The sequence below is a fragment of the Agrobacterium sp. 22-210-1 genome (assembly GCF_053522525.1).
Genome location: NZ_JBNWCI010000004.1, coordinates 260,558 through 278,053, shown reverse-complemented (window position 1 = coordinate 278,053; position 17,496 = coordinate 260,558). Strand labels below are relative to the sequence as shown.

Here is a 17,496-nt window from a genome sequence, read left to right as displayed (position 1 = left end):
AGGAAAAGCAAGACCGATTAGAGATCGAGAACCAGACGTTCCGGATCTTCCAGGCTTTCCTTGACGCGAACGAGGAAGGTCACGGCTTCCTTGCCGTCAACGATACGGTGATCGTAGGAGAGCGCAAGATACATCATCGGGCGGATGACAACCTGACCGCCGATGGCGACCGGACGCTCCTGGATCTTGTGCATGCCGAGAATGCCAGACTGCGGCGCATTGAGGATCGGCGAAGACATCAGCGAGCCGTAGACACCGCCATTGGTGATGGTGAAGGTGCCGCCCTGCATGTCGGCCATGCCGAGCGAACCGTCGCGCGCTGCCTTGGCGAGGCGACCGAGTTCCTTTTCGACGCCGGCGATGGAGAGCTGGTCGGCATCGCGAATGACAGGAACGACGAGACCCTTGTCGGTGCCAACAGCCATGCCGACGTGACAATAGTTCTTGTAGATGATGTCCGTGCCGTCGATTTCAGCGTTAACAGCCGGCAGTTCCTTCAGCGCGTGGGTCACGGCCTTGGTGAAGAAGCCCATGAAGCCGAGCTTGACGCCATGCTTCTTCTCGAACACGTCCTTGTAACGGTTGCGCAGGTCCATGACCGCGCTCATGTCCACCTCGTTATAGGTGGTCAGCATGGCGGCGGTGTTCTGTGCGTCCTTCAGGCGGCGGGCGATGGTCTGGCGCAGGCGGGTCATCTTCACGCGCTCTTCGCGAACCTGATCCTGCTCGGCGGAAACCGGACGGGGAGCAGCAGCAACCGGAGCCGGCGCGGCGGCAGGCGCCGAAACGCCCTTGGCGACAGCGGCGAGAACGTCGCCCTTCAGAACCTGGCCACGCTTGCCGGAACCATCGACCTGATCGGCAGACAGGTTGTTTTCAGCAAGCAGCTTGCCGGCGGCAGGTGCCGGCGGCATGCCGCTGGCGGCGGGCGCAGCAGCGGTTGCTGCGGGTGCCGGTGCGGCAGCGGGCTTTGCAGCCGGTGCTGAGGTCGCAGCGCCGGCAGCACCTTCGGCGATCTGGCCGAGAAGCGCGTCGAGACCGACAGTCTCGCCGTTCTGTGCAACGATTTCGGTCAGCACGCCGGAAGCGGGCGCCGGGACTTCGACGGTAACCTTGTCGGTTTCCAGTTCAACGAGAGGTTCGTCGGCCTTGACGGTATCGCCGACCTTCTTGAACCAGGTGCCGACGGTCGCTTCGCTGACGGATTCGCCGAGGGTTGGTACGCGGATTTCAGTGGCCATGATCTAGTTCCGTTATTCAGGTGTCTTTTTTGCGGGGCGATGCGGGAGAGTTCTCACTCTCCCAGCGCGTCTTCCAGGAACGCAGCAAGCTGCGCCAGGTGCTTGGACATCAGGCCGGTCGCCGGAGAGGCGGCAGCCGGACGGCCCGTGTAACGGACCTTCTGGTACTTGGCGTCGATATGCGCCAGAACCCATTCCAGGTAAGGATCGATGAACGACCACGAACCCATGTTCTTCGGCTCTTCCTGGCACCAGACCATTTCCGCGTGGCGGAAACGGGAAAGCTCGTTGATGAGCGCCTTTGCCGGGAACGGATAAAGCTGTTCGACGCGCAGCAGGTAGATGTCGTCGATACCGCGCTTTTCACGCTCTTCGAGAAGATCGTAATAGACCTTGCCCGTGCAAATGACGACACGGCGGATCTTCGAATCCTTCTGCAGCTTGATCGGACCATCCTTGATGACCTCCGCATCGTCCCACAGGAGACGGTGGAAGGAGGACTCGCCGGCAAGCTCCGCCAGCGACGAGGTGGCGCGCTTGTGACGCAGCAAGGACTTCGGCGTCATCAGGATCAGCGGCTTGCGGAAGTCACGCTTCATCTGGCGGCGCAGGATGTGGAAGTAGTTGGCAGGTGTCGTCACGTTGGCGACCTGCATGTTGTCTTCCGCACACATCTGCAACCAGCGCTCCAGACGGGCAGACGAATGTTCCGGACCCTGACCTTCATAACCATGCGGCAGAAGGCAGACGAGACCGGACATACGCAGCCACTTGCGCTCGCCAGACGAGATGAACTGGTCGAACACGACCTGCGCGCCGTTGGCGAAGTCACCGAACTGTGCTTCCCAAAGCGTCAGCGCATTTGGGCGGGCGAGCGAGTAGCCATATTCGAAGCCGAGAACGGCTTCTTCCGAAAGCATCGAGTTGATGACTTCGTAACGGGCCTGCGTCGGGGCGAGATTGGCGAGCGGGATGTAACGCTCTTCGGTTTCCTGATCGTAAAGAACCGAATGGCGCTGCGAGAAGGTGCCGCGTTCACAATCCTGGCCGGAAAGGCGGATCTTGTGACCGTCAACGACGAGCGAACCGAAAGCAAGCGCTTCCGCCATCGCCCAGTCGATGCCTTCACCCGTCTCGATCATCTGCGAGCGGTTTTCCATGAAACGCTGGATCGTGCGATGCGCGGTGAAACCTTCAGGAATGGTCGACAGCTTCTTGCCGATTTCCTTCAGCTGCTTCATCGGCACGCCGGTCTTGCCACGACGCTGCTCATCGGCATTGTCGGCAGCGCGCAGGCCCGACCACTGACCATCCAGCCAGTCAGCCTTGTTCGGCTTGTAGGACTGGCCTGCCTCGAATTCCTGCTCGAGATGGGCGCGCCAATCGGCCTTGACCTTCTCGAAATCACCTTCGGTGATCAGGCCTTCCGCAATCAGGCGGTCGGCATAGATGCGGGCGACGGTCTTGTGGCCACGGATGACCTTGTACATCTTCGGCTGCGTGAACGCCGGCTCATCGCCTTCGTTATGGCCGAAGCGGCGGTAACAGAACATGTCGATGACGACAGGCTTGTGGAACTTCATGCGATATTCGGTCGCAACCTTGGCCGCATAGACAACAGCTTCCGGATCGTCACCGTTGACGTGGAAGATCGGCGCTTCAATCATCTTGGCGACGTCGGACGGATAAGGCGACGAGCGCGAGAAGGCCGGGTTCGTCGTGAAACCGATCTGGTTGTTGATGATGAAATGCATGGTGCCGGCAACGCGATGACCGCGCAGGCCGGACAGGCCAAGAATTTCAGCAACCACGCCCTGACCGGCAAAAGCGGCATCACCATGTAGAAGCAGCGGCAGCACCTTGGCGCGTTCGGAAAGCGGAATGATGTCGCCGTCCCACTGCTTGGCCAGTTGGTCCTGCTTGGCGCGCGCCTTGCCCATGACAACGGGGTTGACGATTTCAAGGTGCGACGGGTTGGCAGTCAGCGACAGGTGAACCTTGTTGCCGTCGAATTCGCGGTCGGAGGAGGCACCGAGATGGTACTTCACGTCGCCCGAACCCTCGACATCGTCAGGCTTGAACGAACCGCCCTTGAACTCGTGGAACACGGCGCGGTGCGGCTTGCCCATGACGTTGGTCAGAACGTTCAGGCGGCCACGGTGGGCCATGCCGAGAACGACCTCTTCCAGGCCTTCCTGACCGCCGCGCTTGATGATCTGTTCCAGCGCCGGGATCAGCGATTCACCGCCATCGAGGCCGAAACGCTTGGTGCCCTTGAAACGCACGTCGAGGAACTGTTCGTAACCTTCGGCTTCGACCAGCTTGGACAGAATGGCCTTCTTGCCCTCGGGCGTGAAGTCCACACCCTTGTCCGGGCCTTCGATGCGCTCCTGAATCCAGCCCTTTTCTTCCGGGTTGGACATGTGCATGAATTCAACGCCGAGCGTTGAGCAATAGGTACGCTCGAGAATCTCGACCATCTCGCGCACACTCGCATATTCGAGGCCGAGCACGTTATCGATGAAAATCTTGCGATCGTAATCGCTTTCCTCAAAGCCGTAGGACTTCGGCGAAAGCTCGTTGTAATCTTCGACGGCGCTGGCGATGCCGAGCGGATCGAGCTTGGCATGCAGGTGGCCGCGCATACGGTAGGCGCGGATCATCATGATGGCGCGAACGCTGTCACGGGTCGCTTGCAGCACTTCCGCTTCGCTGACGGGCTTGCCGGTAGCGGCGCTCTTCGTCTCTGCCTTTGCCTGAACCTTCTTCTCGATGGCCTTCTCGACCGTGGCCCAGTTGCCGTCGAGTGCGGATACCAGTTCACCATTTGCCGGGATCGGCCAGTTGGCGCGCTTCCAGGAGGCGCCTTGTGCGGCCTTCTTCACGTCTTCCGGATTGTCGGACAACGCCTTGAAGAAGCTCTGCCACTCCGGCGACACGGAAGAGGGATCCTCTTCGTACCGGGCATAGAGCTGCTCGATATAGGCTGCATTCGCGCCGTCCAGAAACGACGTGATCTGAAACTGCTCGTTCGCTTCTTGCCTTGCCATTGTGTTCCTGCGGACTTGTCCGTCCGCCTCCTCGATGCCGTTACGGCCGTTTCACCGGCCTGCCGCTTTGATTACTGCTGTCTGCCGCCGGGGCGGTATGCTGTTCTGTCTATCGTCTTTGCGGCATCGGGCAGCGCAGCGTTGAAGCCGCACCGCCCGTTACCGGTCTCATGTGGTCTCAGCCCTTGAGGACTTCAACCAGCGTCTTGCCGAGGCGCGCCGGGGAAGGCGATACCTTGATGCCGGCTGCTTCCATGGCGGCGATCTTGGACTCTGCATCGCCCTTGCCGCCGGAAACGACAGCGCCAGCGTGGCCCATGGTGCGGCCCTTCGGAGCCGTACGGCCCGCGATGAAGCCGGCCATCGGCTTCTTGCGGCCCTTCTTGGCTTCGTCGATCAGGAACTGCGCCGCATCTTCTTCAGCCGAGCCGCCGATTTCGCCGATCATGATGATCGACTGCGTGGCTTCGTCGGCGAGGAACATTTCCAGGATGTCGATGAACTCGGTGCCCTTGACCGGGTCGCCGCCGATGCCGACAGCCGTCGTCTGGCCGAGGCCTTCGTTGGAAGTCTGGAACACGGCTTCATAGGTGAGCGTGCCCGAACGGGAAACGATACCGACCGAACCCTTGCGGAAGATGGAGCCCGGCATGATGCCGATCTTGCATTCTTCCGGCGTCATGATGCCGGGGCAGTTCGGACCGAGCAGGCGCGACTTCGAACGGTCGAGGCGGGCCTTGACGCGCACCATGTCCATAACCGGAATACCTTCGGTGATGCAGGTGATGAACGGAATCTCGGCCTCGATGGCTTCGATGATGGCGTCAGCGGCACCTGCCGGCGGAACGTAGATCACAGATGCGTCTGCACCGGTCTTTTCCTTGGCTTCGGCAACCGTTGCGAAGATCGGCAGGCTTTCGCCCTTCGATCCGGTCCAGGTTTCGCCACCCTTCTTCGGGTGAATACCGCCGACCATCTGCGTGCCGTAATAGGCAAGCGCCTGTTCGGTGTGGAAGGTACCGGTCTTGCCGGTCAGACCCTGAACAAGGATCTTCGTGTCTTTATTAACGAGAATAGACATTATTTCCGGTCCCTCAATTAGCCGTTGATCGCCGCGACGATCTTCTTGGCTGCGTCGTCCAGATCGTCAGCAGCCGTAATCGCAAGGCCAGATTCGTTCAGGAGCTTCTTGCCAAGTTCGACGTTGGTGCCTTCGAGGCGAACAACGAGCGGAACCTGCAAACCGACTTCCTTCACCGCGGCAATCACGCCTTCGGCGATGACGTCGCACTTCATGATGCCGCCGAAGATGTTGACGAGGATGCCCTCGACCTTCGGGTCAGCCGTGATGATCTTGAATGCTGCCGCAACCTTCTCCTTGCCGGCGCCACCGCCGACGTCGCAGAAGTTAGCCGGCTCTTTGCCGTAAAGCTTGATGATGTCCATCGTCGCCATGGCAAGGCCTGCACCATTGACCATGCAGCCGATGTTGCCGTCGAGCGCCACGTAAGCGAGGTCCCACTTCGAGGCTTCGATTTCCTTGGCGTCTTCTTCGGTCTCGTCGCGCAGCGCCTTGACATCATCATGGCGGAACAGCGCGTTGCCGTCGAAGGACATCTTGGCGTCGAGAACGCGCAGATGGCCATTTTCCATGACGATCAGCGGGTTGACCTCAAGGAGAGCCATGTCCTTCTCGTTGAAGGCCTTGTAGAGGATCGGGAACAGCGACTTTGCGTCTTCGGCTGCAGCACCCTCAAGCTCGAGAGCCTTGGAGATCGCGGCAACGTCAGCGTCGCTCACACCCTTTTCCGGGTTGATGGCGATGGTGTGGATCTTTTCGGGCGTGTCGTGGGCGACAGCCTCGATATCCATGCCGCCTTCGGTGGAAACCACGAAAGCAACCTGGCCGACCGAACGGTCAACCAGCAGCGAGCAATAAAGTTCGCGGGCAATGTCAGCGCCGTCTTCGATATAGAGGCGGTTGACCTGCTTGCCGGCATCGCCCGTCTGGGCCGTTACCAGCGTGTTGCCGAGCATGTCCTTGGCGTGGGAAACGACTTCCGCGATCGACTTTGCCAGACGAACGCCACCCTTGGCGTCGGGGCCGAGTTCCTTGAACTTGCCCTTGCCACGGCCGCCAGCATGGATCTGGCTCTTGACGACGTAAAGCGGGCCGGGAAGCTGCTTTGCCGCAGCTTCGGCTTCTTCGACCTTGAGGATGGCGACGCCTTCAGCAACCGGCGCACCGTAGCCCTTCAGAAGAGCCTTGGCCTGATATTCGTGAATATTCATGGAATAATCCCTGTTTGGAGCCGCTTGGAGTATTACTTCAGCGACGGAGCGATGTTGACGCAGGCTTCGCAAAGACCAGCGACAGCGCCGACGGACTTCTGGAAGGCGGCTTCTTCTTCCTTGTTCAGTTCGATCTCGATGATGCGCTCGATACCGCCGGCACCGATGATGGTGGGCACGCCGACATACATGTCGTCAACGCCATACTGGCCCGAGAGATGAGCAGCGGCGGGCAGAACGCGCTTCTTGTCCTTGAGGTAGGATTCAGCCATTTCGATTGCCGAAGCGGCCGGCGCATAATAGGCCGAGCCCGTCTTCAACAGGCCGACGATTTCCGCACCGCCGTCGCGGGTGCGCTGGATGATCTGCTCAAGGCGTTCGGCGGTCAGCCAACCCATCTTGACGAGATCGGTCAGCGGAATGCCGCCAACGGTGGAATAACGTGCCAGCGGCACCATCGTATCGCCATGACCGCCAAGAACGAACGCCGTGACGTCCTGAACCGAAACGTTGAATTCTTCAGCCAGGAACAGGCGGAAACGCGCGCTGTCGAGAACGCCGGCCATGCCGACGACCTTGTTCTTCGGCAGGCCGGAGAACTTCTGCAGCGCCCAGACCATGGCGTCGAGCGGGTTGGTGATGCAGATGACGAAAGCATTCGGGGCATATTTCTTGATGCCGGCGCCGACCTGTTCCATGACCTTGAGGTTGATGCCAAGAAGATCGTCGCGGCTCATGCCGGGCTTGCGGGCAACACCGGCAGTGACGATGCAGACGTCTGCGCCTTCGATGGCGGCGTAATCGGAAGCACCGGTGAGCTTCGCATTGAAACCTTCAACCGGGCCGGACTGGGCAATATCCAGACCCTTGCCCTGCGGAATGCCGTCGGCGATGTCGAAGAGGACGATATCGCCCAGTTCCTTCAGGCTGGCGAGATGTGCCAGCGTACCGCCGATCATGCCAGAACCAATAAGTGCAATTTTTTTGCGAGCCATCGAATGCTTCCTCTTGAGCTTCAATTCAATTTCACCGCGCCAAACCGGCAGCCAAATTGTCGCACTTCGATTAGCCCCATTGGCCAAAATTGGCAACAGATTCTTTTGTGATGAATATTTTCAATCGTTTAGATCATTATTTTCTTACGTAAACGTAAGAAAATGCGTCACGAAAATGTCAAACTTTCAGCCGCTTTTCGTGATGCAGAGCGAGATAATCCGCACTGCGCATCTCAAACAGCCGCGAGGCCGTACGATCGAACTCGAAACCCTCCGTCCCCTTGCGCTTGCCTAGCAAGTCCTCCGGCATAGCTGCGGCGGAAGCAAAAAGCCGGACACTGTGGTCGTAAAGCGCATCGATGAGGATGATGAAACGTTTGGTCTCGTTCCGCTTGTCCGCATTGAGCAGCGGGATATGATCGATGAAGACCGTATCGAACCGATTGGCAATGGCGAGGAAGTCGGAAGCCCCGAGTGGCTTTTCGCAAAGGTCGGAAAACGAGAAACGGGCGACCCGGCCGCTGGCACGCGGCACCAGAATGGAGCGGCCCTTCATTGGTATTTCCGTCGGCGCGACGAGATGGCCACCGGTCATGTGACGCCAGGCCATATCCATCGCCTGATCCGCCGAACCGTCGAGCGGCGTGACATAGACCGGCAGGCTTTCCAGCTTTTCCATCCGGTAATCGGTCGGGCTGTCCAACGTCACCACATCCACATACTTCTTCAGCAGATCGACGAAGGGCAGGAACAGTCCGCGATTAAGGCCGTCCTTGTAAAGATTGTCGGGCACGACGTTGGAGGTCGTCACCAATGTGCAGCCATTGGCGAAGAGCTCGCTGAACAGCCGGGCAAGGATCATCGCATCGGCAATATCCGTGACAGTAAACTCGTCAAAGCACAGAAGTTCCGCTTCCGCCAGCAGCTGGGCCGCGACGGGCGGAATGGGATCGGCCTGTTTGGTTTCGCCATTCTTCAGCTTCTGCCGATGCGCATGCACGCGATTATGCACGTCCGCCATGAACTCGTGAAAATGGCAGCGCCGCTTGGAAGAGACGGGCGCCATCTCATAGAACATGTCCATAAGCATCGTCTTGCCGCGGCCGACGCTGCCATAGACATACAGTCCCTTGACGGCGGCGGCAGGCCCGGCCTTGCGCGCAAACATCCAGCCGAGCGCGCTTTTTTTCTTGGCGGGTTTGCGTGCCTTCAGGTCGGCAAGGATACGGTCGAGGTGGGCTGCTACACCGAGTTGTGCCGCATCCGCCTGCAAGGTGCCAGCCGCCGTTAATGCGTTGAGCTGTTCAACGACACTATGATTGTAATCGGGCAATGGCTTCATGGAAAAGCGCTCCGGTCGCGGACACCGACAGGCTTCCGCGACGAATGGAATGGCTCAGAACAGGCAAGGCGATCCGGATACACCGGAAATGCTCTATCGGCTGAGGCTGAGTGGCTGGCCGCTATTGGTCGTTCCGTCAAAGCGCGCATCGGCGCTCTTGTAGACGCGACCGATCGTGTCACCTGCACGGTTCTTGAAGAGAACCATCTTGCCGGACACTTCCCAGGAACCCATAGCCGTCAGCTCGCCGGAGCAGCCACGTGTGCCGCCGCGCGAACCGCTGCCGAGATTGGTGAGCGTCAGGAACATGTCGCAATTTGCGCCGCCATTGGAAATGCGCCAGTTGCCGACCATGGATTCCTTGGTGACGTCGAGCGCCGTCGTCGGCGGAGCGGCAGAAGCAACATCGGTGCCGCCAGGCGTTGCCGAGGCGGGCGCCGACGGGAACTGGCTGCCCGAAGCGCCACCGGGCGGTGGCAGGGCGCCGGACTGAACGGAGGGAACCGGCTGCGCCTGCAGCGGCGGCGTATAACCGGGATTATTGCTGCCGTTGTTGTTGTAATCGTAGGAGGTACGTTGGCAACCGGCAAGGCTCATTACAACCGCAAGGCCCGTCACCACATATCTGAATTGCATATCAAGCTCCCGATTCTCTCGCTTCCGGAAAGACCATGATCGAACAAGAAGGCTGAATTATTACTAAAGCCTTACCTTGCGCAAGCGATGGCCGGCATAATTACCATTTCGGTCAATTTTTACCGAAAATTCCCAGGCCCGGTTGAAAAAAGAGCCGCGGTGGAGACCGCGGCCCGGATAAATCGCCGTCCCCAGCGAATCGCTTTTAGACGCGGCGTTCGACCATCATCTTCTTGATTTCCGCGATCGCCTTGGCCGGGTTAAGACCCTTCGGGCAGGCCTGCGCGCAGTTCATGATGGTGTGGCAGCGATAAAGGCGGAACGGGTCCTCGAGATTGTCGAGACGCTCACCGGTTGCCTCATCGCGGCTGTCGATCAGCCAGCGATAGGCCTGCAGCAGAACGGCGGGACCGAGGTAACGGTCGCCATTCCACCAGTAGCTGGGACAGGAGGTCGAGCAGCAGGCGCACAGAATGCACTCATAGAGACCATCCAGCTTCAGGCGGTCCTCATGGCTCTGTTTCCATTCCTTGGCGGGCGTCGGCGAAACCGTCTTCAGCCAGGGCTCGATGGAACGATGCTGGGCGTAGAAGTTCGACAGGTCAGGAACGAGGTCCTTCACCACGGGCATATGCGGCAGCGGATAAACCTTCACCGTGCCGTTGATCTCTTCCATGCCCTTGGTGCAGGCAAGCGTGTTGGTACCGTCGATATTCATGGCGCAGGAACCGCAAATGCCTTCGCGGCAGGAGCGGCGCAGCGTCAGCGTCGGGTCGATATTGTTCTTGATGTAGAGAAGCGCATCGAGAACCATCGGTCCGCAATCGTCGACATCGATATAATAGGTATCGATGCGCGGGTTCTGGCCGTCATCCGGGTTCCAGCGATAAATGCGGTATTCGCGCACATTCTTGGCACCGTCAGGCTTCGGCCAGACCTTGCCTTCGTTGATCTGGGAATTCTTGGGGAGAGCGAGTTCAACCATATCCAGTTCCTCAAATCAGTAGACGCGCGCCTTCGGCTCGATCTTTTTCGGATCGATGCCGTCGGCGATCAGGTCGGTGTGAACCGGGCGATAATCGAGCTTGACGTCGCCTTCGGGGCTGACCCAGGCAAGCGTGTGCTTGCGCCAGTTCACATCGTCGCGACCGGCGAATGGACCATCGACGAAATCCTCACGAGCATGCGAACCGCGGCTTTCCTTGCGCGCTTCCGCGCCATAGACCGTGGTGATCGCGTTCGCCATCAGATTGTGCAACTCAAGCGTCTCGACCAGATCGGAATTCCAGACCATCGAACGGTCGGTGACCTTGACATCAGGCAGTTCCTTCCAGATGGCGGAAAGACGCTGGCATCCGCTTTCCAGCGATTCCTGCGTGCGGAACACCGCCGCATCGTCCTGCATGGCGCGCTGCATCTTGTCGCGCAGCACCGCCGTCGGCGTCGAGCCATTGGCGAAACGCAGGCTGTCGAAGCGTTCCATGATCTTGTCGCAGGCAGCAATGTCGAGCGCCGGAACCGCCGCGTCGCGGTCGATAACCTGTGCGGCGCGAATGGCGGCGGCACGGCCGAAGACCACGAGGTCGATCAGCGAGTTGGAGCCGAGGCGGTTCGCACCATGAACCGAGGCGCAACCGGCTTCGCCGACAGCCATCAGGCCGGGCGCGATACGTTCCGGGTTGTTGGCATCGGCATTCAACACTTCACCCCAATAATTGGTCGGAATGCCGCCCATATTGTAGTGAACGGTCGGCAGGACCGGGATCGGTTCGCGCGTCACATCGACACCGGCGAAAATCTTGGCGCTTTCGGAAATGCCCGGAAGACGTTCATGCAGGATCGCAGGATCGAGATGATCGAGATGCAGGAAGATGTGGTCCTTGTTCTTGCCGACGCCTCGGCCTTCACGGATTTCCATCGTCATGCAGCGCGACACCACGTCACGCGAGGCAAGGTCCTTCGCGGACGGCGCATAACGCTCCATGAAGCGTTCGCCTTCGGAGTTGACGAGATAACCGCCTTCGCCGCGTGCGCCTTCGGTGATCAGGCAGCCCGCGCCATAAATGCCGGTCGGGTGGAACTGCACGAATTCCATATCCTGAAGCGGCAGGCCGGCACGGGCGATCATGCCACCGCCGTCGCCGGTGCAGGTATGGGCAGACGTTGCCGAGAAATAGGCGCGGCCGTAACCGCCGGTCGCCAGCACCACCATCTTGGCGGAGAAGCGATGGATCGTGCCGTCATCGAGGTTCCACGCCACGACGCCGGTGCAACGACCGTCTTCCGACATGATGAGGTCGAGCGCGAAATACTCGATGAAGAATTCCGCATTGTTGCGCAGCGACTGGCCATAAAGGGTGTGCAGAATGGCGTGGCCGGTGCGGTCGGCGGCGGCACAGGTGCGCTGCACGGGCGGGCCTTCACCGTAATTCTGCATGTGACCGCCGAACGGGCGCTGGTAAATCTTGCCTTCGGCATTGCGCGAGAAGGGCACGCCGTAGTGCTCCAGCTCATAGACAGCCTTCGGCGCTTCCATGGCGAGATATTGCATCGCATCAACGTCGCCCAGCCAGTCGGAGCCCTTCACGGTGTCGTAAAGGTGCCACTGCCAACAGTCAGGCGTCATATTGGTGAGCGAGGCGGCGATGCCGCCCTGCGCCGCGACCGTGTGCGAGCGCGTCGGGAAAACCTTGGTGATGCAGGCCGTGCGGAAACCCTGTTCCGCCATGCCGAGCGTTGCGCGCAGACCCGCGCCGCCGGCGCCCACCACGATCACGTCGTAGGAGTGATCGACATAGGTGTAAGCTTTGCCATTCTGGGAAGGTGAACTGATCGATGCCATGGCGGAATTATCCTGCGAATGCGATTTTCAGAATGGCGAAGATGCAAAGACCGCCAATGAGAACCGCGAAAAACGTATTGAGCATCAGAAGAACGAGCTTCGAAACCTCGGCGTGAATATAGTCTTCAATGATGACCTGCATGCCGAGCTTCATATGGATGAGGCCGGAAACCAGCACGAGACCCATGATAACGGCAACAAGCGGGTTCGACAGCGCCGCGACGACTTCCGCATAGGGCGCGCCAGCATACTGGATGAGGAAGACCACGAAGAAGATCAGCAGCGGAACGTTGGCAACCGCCGTCAGTCGCTGGCGCCAGAAATGGTCGGTGCCTTCCTTGGCGGAGCCGAGGCCGCGAACCTTTCCGAGAGGGGTACGCATATCCATGATAAATCTCCTCAGCGCACGATCAGGGCGACGACCCAGATCAGCGCGGTCAGACAGATCGACACCACCCACGAGGCCTTTGCCAGCTTGGTGGTAAAATGCTTTTCGAAGCCGTATCCCAGATCCCACATGAAGTGACGAAGACCACCCACCAGGTGATGGACGAGAGCCCATGTATAACCGATCAGGATAAGCCTGCCGATGATCGTGCCCATCGCCCAGTTGACCCAGTCGTAATAGGCCGGGCCGGAAGCAAGCGCGATCAGCCACCAGGCAACCAGCAGCGTTCCGAAATAAAGTGCACCGCCGGTGATGCGGTGCACGATGGATGAGACCATCGTCGGAATCAGCTTGTAAACTTGAAGATGCGGCGACAGAGGCCGGTTATTTGTCAGATTCGCCATCAGAACCTCGCGGCGTTTTCCCGTGCGCCCTTCAAACCGGACGCCCCCAAGCAACTACACATGACGAAAGAATGTGCATTGCACCAACCGCGACGTTTAATCACATGGGGGCGTCACGACAAGCATATTTCAAGACCGATTCGAATTTAATCGATTGGTTCACGAATTTTTTTTGGATTTTTTTGCCTCAAAATAAAAAATCGAGCGTTTCCAAGATTTACACCCTCGAAATATTTACCTTTACGTAATTCATAAATCGTGTAATTTACCTTTGATTAACCAAGAAAATCCGGAGAATGAGGCTCATGTTACAGCGCCGAATCGCCGCTCTGACCATGATGGTCGCAGGCGTCATTTTCACCGTAATGCCGCCCGCAGCGGCAGAGGATTTTCACGGCCGCCATGATTATCGGCATCAACAATCGCAGGCAAGTTTCTCTACCGACGGGCTGCCTTCCACTCTTCCCGGCGGCACCTATGTAGGGGCGATATCGGGGCTTCGCATACGCGGCAACGGCAATTATTTCGCGGTAGGCGGTCGGCTTGCGCGAAACGGCGCAGGCGTAACAACGGCCGCGCAGTTTGCGCCCAAAGCGAAGATAATAAATGCCCGTGCCGAAACCGCCAGCGATGCCTGCGCCTACGAGCACGGCGTCTGCATCATCCGGCCTTAAATCAAACAATCAGACAAAACGCCAAACCGTGGTCTTCTTGACTTCGCTGTCTTCCAGAGCCCGCGTCACCGGAACCTGATAGGTAGCCTCGGCGAAAAGCCGCTGTTTGGGCAGATAAGCCCGCCCCGGATCGCCGACAAACACGCTCACGCCCTTCGCCGTCAATTCCAGAAACCATGGCAGGAGAAGGTCGGCGAAGGCGCGATCGTAAAACACATCTCCCGCCAGCAGAACATCCGCGTCTACCGGTTTGCCAACCAGATCAACACCAGTAAACCCTATATCCACGCTGTTGAGCGCCGCATTCAACCGAATGGCGGTTTGCGTCCACGGGTCGATATCGGCGGCGAGAACCTTGGCTGCGCCGGCCTTTGCCGCAGCAATAGCGACTAAGCCGGAGCCACTGGCGAAATCCAGCACGCGCTTACCGGAAACGCTTTCAGGATGATCGAGAACATAACGGGCAAGCCCCTGCCCGCCGGCCCAGGCAAAGGCCCAGAAAGGCGGCGGCAGACCGATCTCTTCCAGCTCCTCCTCCGTCTTCAGCCACAGCTCATGAGCTTCGGTGGCAAGATAAAGGCGCAATTCCGGCACATGCGGTGGATGCATGATCGCAGCATTGTCGAGAATGAAGCGTTCGGGATCAGTCTTCACCGAAGGATCAGTCCGGTGACTTCGGCGGATTGGCAAGGCTGCCCATGCGGCAGACCTCGAGATATTCCTCTTCCGTCACGGGCTGCACGGAAAGCCGCATGGAGGTGACGAGCGACATCTTCTCCAACTTGGGGTTGGCCTTCACATCCTTCAGCGAAACCGGCTGCGGCATATCGCAAACGGCGCGGATATCCACGCAGTCCCATTTCAGATCGCCTTCGGCAGTCGAGTCCGGATGCGACAATGCGCAGACTTCGACGATGCCGACGACATCCAGCCCCTCATTGGAATGGTAGAAGAAACCCTTGTCGCCGATCTTCATGGCGCGCATGTTGTTGCGCGCCTGATAATTGCGCACGCCGGTCCATTCTTCACCCGCCTCGCCCTTGGCCTTCTGCATCTCCCAGGACCATTTGAACGGCTCGGACTTGTAAAGCCAGTAATTCGCCATGCCCGCTCAAGCTCCCGGATTGTTGAAGACCCAGTTATAGGGCTTCACATCGACGCTTTCGAACAGGCCGGCCTTTGCATAGGGATCGGCATCGGCCAGCGCCTTCGCCGCATCTATATCAGCGGCTTCAACGATCACGAGGCTGCCATTCGGCTTGCCTTCGGCATCCAGAAACGGGCCGGCGATCTTCAGCGTGCCCTCGGCATTCAGCTTGTTCAGATGCTCCAGATGGGCCGGGCGCGTTTCCATACGCACATTCAGATGGCCGGGCTTGTCCTTGCAGATAAAGGCAAACAGCATTTCAGTCTCCTCGCTAGAGCATGTCTCCCAAAAGTGTCAGCGGTTTCGGGACCAGGACATGCGTAAAAACTATTCAAAGGCCCCACCCTCATTCGGTGGTAATGGGCCGTGTCATCAATTGTTGCATGGCGCTCGCCACATCCAGATTTCCGTCGATGATGGCAGCCACCGCTTCGGTAACCGGCATGTCGACGGCGTGACTTTCTCCAAGTCGGGCGGCGACGGCAGCCGCAAAAGCGCCTTCCACCAACCCGCCGGACATGTCCTTGCCCTCACCCCGGCCAAGCGCGATGCCGAAACGCAGGTTGCGCGACTGGTGGCTGGTGGCGGTCAGCACCAGATCACCAAGACCGGAAAGACCGCGTACAGTATCAGCCTTGCCGCCCATGGCGACAATGAGACGCGACATCTCGGCAAGCCCGCGCGAAATCAGCGCCGCCCGGGCGGAATCGCCAAGACCCGCGCCTTCGACGATGCCGGCGGCGATGGCGAGAACATTCTTCAGCGCCCCGCCAAGCTGCACGCCGATGCGGTCAGTGGAGGCATAAAGCCGGAAGGTCCTGCCGGAAATCGTGGTCGCCAGCCGTTCGGCAACCGCTGCGTCTTCCGCCGCAATCGCCATGGCGGTCGGCAGCCCGCGCGCGATATCCGCCGCAAATCCCGGACCGGAAAGGACTGCAATCGGGTGATGCGGCAGTTCCGCTTCCAGAAGCTCCGTCAGCAGGCGACCGGAGTTGCGGTCGATGCCCTTGGCGCACGTGACGATGATAGAATCATTAGCCAGATAAGGACCGTAATGACGCGCCGCATCCGCATGGGCCTGCGAGGGCATGGCGAAGAGCACGATACTGGCGCCAGCCAGCACATCCGGCTCGGCCGAAAATTCAAGCGCATCCGGCAGCTCGACACCCGGCAGAGCCGCATCGTGAACACGATCAACCTTCAGATCGGCCATCAGGGACGCATCACGGCCGAGCAGGGTGACGTCATGCCGGTTTTCCAGCGCAATGACGACGGCAAGCGCGGTTCCGAAGGCGCCAGCACCGATGACGACGATTTTTTCCCGCTGCATCAGGCCTTGGCTCCCCTTTTGCCGAAACCGATCAAAGTCTCCGCATTGCCATCAAGTGGCCAGCGCGAGCGCGGCGGTATCTCCAGCGGATCTGCCTGCCTGCCATCCGCCATGCGCTCCAGTCCCGCCCAGGCGATCATCGCGGCATTGTCGGTGCAAAGCCGGTGTGGCGGCGCAACGAAACGGAAGCCATGCGTATCGCAAAGCGCCTGAAGCGTCTGGCGGATTTCCTGATTGGCCGCAACACCGCCGGCCACGACCAGCGCCGGTTTGGTTTCCAGATGCGGAAATTCCTGGCTGAAACGGGCAAGGCCGCGGCCGATGCGATCCTTGAGGGTGCGCGACACCGCTTTCTGGAAGGACGCGCAGATATCGGCAATATCCTGCTCCGAAAGCGGCGCGATGGCAGTTGCGGCCTGCCGCACCGCCGTCTTCAAGCCGGAGAAGGAAAAATCCAAACGGGTTTCGCCGACCATCGGACGCGGCAGCGGAAAACGGTTCGGGTCACCCTTCACTGCCGCCTTCTCGACCGCTGGGCCACCGGGATAGGGCAGGCCTAAAAGTTTCGCCGTCTTGTCAAAGGCCTCACCCAAAGCGTCATCGATGGTGGTGCCCCAGCGCTCATAATCGCCGACGCCACGCACCAGCACCAGCTGGGTATGCCCACCTGAAACCAGCAGCATCAGATAAGGGAAGGAAAGACCGTCCGTCAGCCGCGCCGTCAGCGCATGGCCCTCCAGATGGTTGATGGCGTAAAGCGGCTTATCCGCAGCCATGGCAATCGCCTTGCCCGTCATCAACCCCACCAGCAAGCCGCCGATAAGGCCGGGACCGGATGTGGCGGCAATGGCGTCGATATCGGCAAGTGTCACGCCCGCCTGCTCCAGCGCCTCTTCCACCAGCGTGTCCAGCGCCTCGACATGGGCGCGCGCAGCAATTTCCGGCACCACGCCGCCATAGGCGCTGTGTTCCTCAAGCTGCGACAAAACGACGTCGGAAACGATCTCGCCACGGCCGTCCGCATGCCGAACCACAATGGATGCAGCGGTTTCGTCACAACTGGTCTCTATGCCGAGGATACGAAGAAAGGGGGTCATCAAATCTGTTCGTTCATTGCGATCATGCGCTGAGTTGGTCTAAGACAACTCCGGTAAC

General features: G+C 59.5%; 17 protein-coding genes. 1 reads left to right on the top strand and 16 read right to left on the bottom strand.

Features of this window, described 5'->3' with window-relative positions; translation table 11 throughout:
* Positions 1-17: 17 nt before the first annotated feature.
* From odhB to sdhC, 11 genes are all read right to left on the bottom strand, one after another.
* The gene (gene odhB / locus ACQZ5F_RS23480) at positions 18-1,241 is read right to left on the bottom strand and encodes a 2-oxoglutarate dehydrogenase complex dihydrolipoyllysine-residue succinyltransferase (RefSeq protein WP_225338264.1); all 1,224 of its coding nucleotides are present in this window, start codon (positions 1,239-1,241) and stop codon (positions 18-20) included.
* A 53-nt stretch (positions 1,242-1,294) separates the two neighbouring features.
* Positions 1,295-4,291 carry a 2-oxoglutarate dehydrogenase E1 component gene (locus ACQZ5F_RS23475; RefSeq protein WP_046799537.1) on the bottom strand — a complete coding sequence of 999 codons (2,997 nt, stop codon included), beginning with the start codon at positions 4,289-4,291 and terminating at the stop codon, positions 1,295-1,297.
* Positions 4,292-4,469: 178 nt separating this feature from the next.
* Positions 4,470-5,372: a succinate--CoA ligase subunit alpha gene (gene sucD, locus ACQZ5F_RS23470; protein ID WP_046799538.1), complete on the bottom strand. Its 903-nt coding sequence runs from the start codon at positions 5,370-5,372 to the stop codon at positions 4,470-4,472.
* Positions 5,373-5,389: 17 nt separating this feature from the next.
* Positions 5,390-6,583, bottom strand: a complete 1,194-nt coding sequence (sucC, locus tag ACQZ5F_RS23465; protein WP_225338263.1) for an ADP-forming succinate--CoA ligase subunit beta — start codon at positions 6,581-6,583, stop codon at positions 5,390-5,392.
* Positions 6,584-6,615: 32 nt separating this feature from the next.
* Positions 6,616-7,578: a malate dehydrogenase gene (mdh, locus tag ACQZ5F_RS23460; protein ID WP_003504984.1), complete on the bottom strand. Its 963-nt coding sequence runs from the start codon at positions 7,576-7,578 to the stop codon at positions 6,616-6,618.
* Between the two features lie 178 nt (positions 7,579-7,756).
* A complete protein-coding gene (gene zapE / locus ACQZ5F_RS23455; RefSeq protein WP_225338262.1) occupies positions 7,757-8,920 on the bottom strand; it encodes a cell division protein ZapE in 1,164 nt (387 codons plus the stop codon).
* Positions 8,921-9,013: 93 nt separating this feature from the next.
* Entirely contained in the window at positions 9,014-9,556 is a 543-nt protein-coding gene (locus tag ACQZ5F_RS23450; protein ID WP_052818755.1) for a protease inhibitor Inh/omp19 family protein, read from the bottom strand.
* A 205-nt stretch (positions 9,557-9,761) separates the two neighbouring features.
* Positions 9,762-10,541: a succinate dehydrogenase iron-sulfur subunit gene (locus tag ACQZ5F_RS23445; protein ID WP_052818754.1), complete on the bottom strand. Its 780-nt coding sequence runs from the start codon at positions 10,539-10,541 to the stop codon at positions 9,762-9,764.
* Between the two features lie 15 nt (positions 10,542-10,556).
* On the bottom strand, positions 10,557-12,398 hold the full coding sequence (gene sdhA, locus ACQZ5F_RS23440) for a succinate dehydrogenase flavoprotein subunit (RefSeq protein WP_052818753.1): 1,842 nt from the start codon (positions 12,396-12,398) through the stop codon (positions 10,557-10,559).
* Between the two features lie 7 nt (positions 12,399-12,405).
* Entirely contained in the window at positions 12,406-12,786 is a 381-nt protein-coding gene (gene sdhD / locus ACQZ5F_RS23435) for a succinate dehydrogenase, hydrophobic membrane anchor protein (protein WP_046799543.1), read from the bottom strand.
* Between the two features lie 11 nt (positions 12,787-12,797).
* Positions 12,798-13,190: a succinate dehydrogenase, cytochrome b556 subunit gene (gene sdhC / locus ACQZ5F_RS23430; protein ID WP_046799544.1), complete on the bottom strand. Its 393-nt coding sequence runs from the start codon at positions 13,188-13,190 to the stop codon at positions 12,798-12,800.
* 305 nt (positions 13,191-13,495) lie between these two features.
* Here sdhC and ACQZ5F_RS23425 point away from each other — a divergent pair, with 305 nt between their 5' ends.
* Positions 13,496-13,864 (top strand): hypothetical protein, encoded by a 369-nt coding sequence (locus ACQZ5F_RS23425; RefSeq protein ID WP_448731102.1) that lies wholly within the window; start codon positions 13,496-13,498, stop codon positions 13,862-13,864.
* Positions 13,865-13,873: 9 nt separating this feature from the next.
* On the opposite strand, the gene ACQZ5F_RS23420 is transcribed toward ACQZ5F_RS23425, so the two are convergent.
* The 5 genes from ACQZ5F_RS23420 to tsaD form a co-directional block, all read right to left on the bottom strand.
* Positions 13,874-14,518 carry a class I SAM-dependent methyltransferase gene (locus ACQZ5F_RS23420; RefSeq protein WP_225338260.1) on the bottom strand — a complete coding sequence of 215 codons (645 nt, stop codon included), beginning with the start codon at positions 14,516-14,518 and terminating at the stop codon, positions 13,874-13,876.
* A gap of 7 nt (positions 14,519-14,525) precedes the next feature.
* Positions 14,526-14,969: an EVE domain-containing protein gene (locus tag ACQZ5F_RS23415; protein ID WP_137085381.1), complete on the bottom strand. Its 444-nt coding sequence runs from the start codon at positions 14,967-14,969 to the stop codon at positions 14,526-14,528.
* 6 nt (positions 14,970-14,975) lie between these two features.
* A complete protein-coding gene (locus ACQZ5F_RS23410; RefSeq protein WP_052818748.1) occupies positions 14,976-15,269 on the bottom strand; it encodes a YciI-like protein in 294 nt (97 codons plus the stop codon).
* Positions 15,270-15,357: 88 nt separating this feature from the next.
* On the bottom strand, positions 15,358-16,341 hold the full coding sequence (locus tag ACQZ5F_RS23405; protein ID WP_046799549.1) for an NAD(P)H-dependent glycerol-3-phosphate dehydrogenase: 984 nt from the start codon (positions 16,339-16,341) through the stop codon (positions 15,358-15,360).
* On the bottom strand, positions 16,341-17,438 hold the full coding sequence (gene tsaD, locus ACQZ5F_RS23400) for a tRNA (adenosine(37)-N6)-threonylcarbamoyltransferase complex transferase subunit TsaD (protein WP_225244936.1): 1,098 nt from the start codon (positions 17,436-17,438) through the stop codon (positions 16,341-16,343). The genes ACQZ5F_RS23405 and tsaD overlap by 1 nt, the downstream gene beginning before the upstream one ends.
* Positions 17,439-17,496: the final 58 nt, after the last annotated feature.

Bases quoted from the DNA above. Each gene is read 5' to 3' on its own strand.
- odhB (WP_225338264.1), bottom strand. From the start codon at position 1,241: ATGGCCACTGAAATCCGCGTACCAACCCTCGGCGAATCCGTCAGCGAA.
- ACQZ5F_RS23475 (WP_046799537.1), bottom strand. From the start codon at position 4,291: ATGGCAAGGCAAGAAGCGAACGAGCAGTTTCAGATCACGTCGTTTCTG.
- sucD (WP_046799538.1), bottom strand. From the start codon at position 5,372: ATGTCTATTCTCGTTAATAAAGACACGAAGATCCTTGTTCAGGGTCTG.
- sucC (WP_225338263.1), bottom strand. From the start codon at position 6,583: ATGAATATTCACGAATATCAGGCCAAGGCTCTTCTGAAGGGCTACGGT.
- mdh (WP_003504984.1), bottom strand. From the start codon at position 7,578: ATGGCTCGCAAAAAAATTGCACTTATTGGTTCTGGCATGATCGGCGGT.
- zapE (WP_225338262.1), bottom strand. From the start codon at position 8,920: ATGAAGCCATTGCCCGATTACAATCATAGTGTCGTTGAACAGCTCAAC.
- ACQZ5F_RS23450 (WP_052818755.1), bottom strand. From the start codon at position 9,556: ATGCAATTCAGATATGTGGTGACGGGCCTTGCGGTTGTAATGAGCCTT.
- ACQZ5F_RS23445 (WP_052818754.1), bottom strand. From the start codon at position 10,541: ATGGTTGAACTCGCTCTCCCCAAGAATTCCCAGATCAACGAAGGCAAG.
- sdhA (WP_052818753.1), bottom strand. From the start codon at position 12,398: ATGGCATCGATCAGTTCACCTTCCCAGAATGGCAAAGCTTACACCTAT.
- sdhD (WP_046799543.1), bottom strand. From the start codon at position 12,786: ATGGATATGCGTACCCCTCTCGGAAAGGTTCGCGGCCTCGGCTCCGCC.
- sdhC (WP_046799544.1), bottom strand. From the start codon at position 13,190: ATGGCGAATCTGACAAATAACCGGCCTCTGTCGCCGCATCTTCAAGTT.
- ACQZ5F_RS23425 (WP_448731102.1), top strand. From the start codon at position 13,496: ATGTTACAGCGCCGAATCGCCGCTCTGACCATGATGGTCGCAGGCGTC.
- ACQZ5F_RS23415 (WP_137085381.1), bottom strand. From the start codon at position 14,969: ATGGCGAATTACTGGCTTTACAAGTCCGAGCCGTTCAAATGGTCCTGG.
- ACQZ5F_RS23410 (WP_052818748.1), bottom strand. From the start codon at position 15,269: ATGCTGTTTGCCTTTATCTGCAAGGACAAGCCCGGCCATCTGAATGTG.
- ACQZ5F_RS23405 (WP_046799549.1), bottom strand. From the start codon at position 16,341: ATGCAGCGGGAAAAAATCGTCGTCATCGGTGCTGGCGCCTTCGGAACC.
- tsaD (WP_225244936.1), bottom strand. From the start codon at position 17,438: ATGACCCCCTTTCTTCGTATCCTCGGCATAGAGACCAGTTGTGACGAA.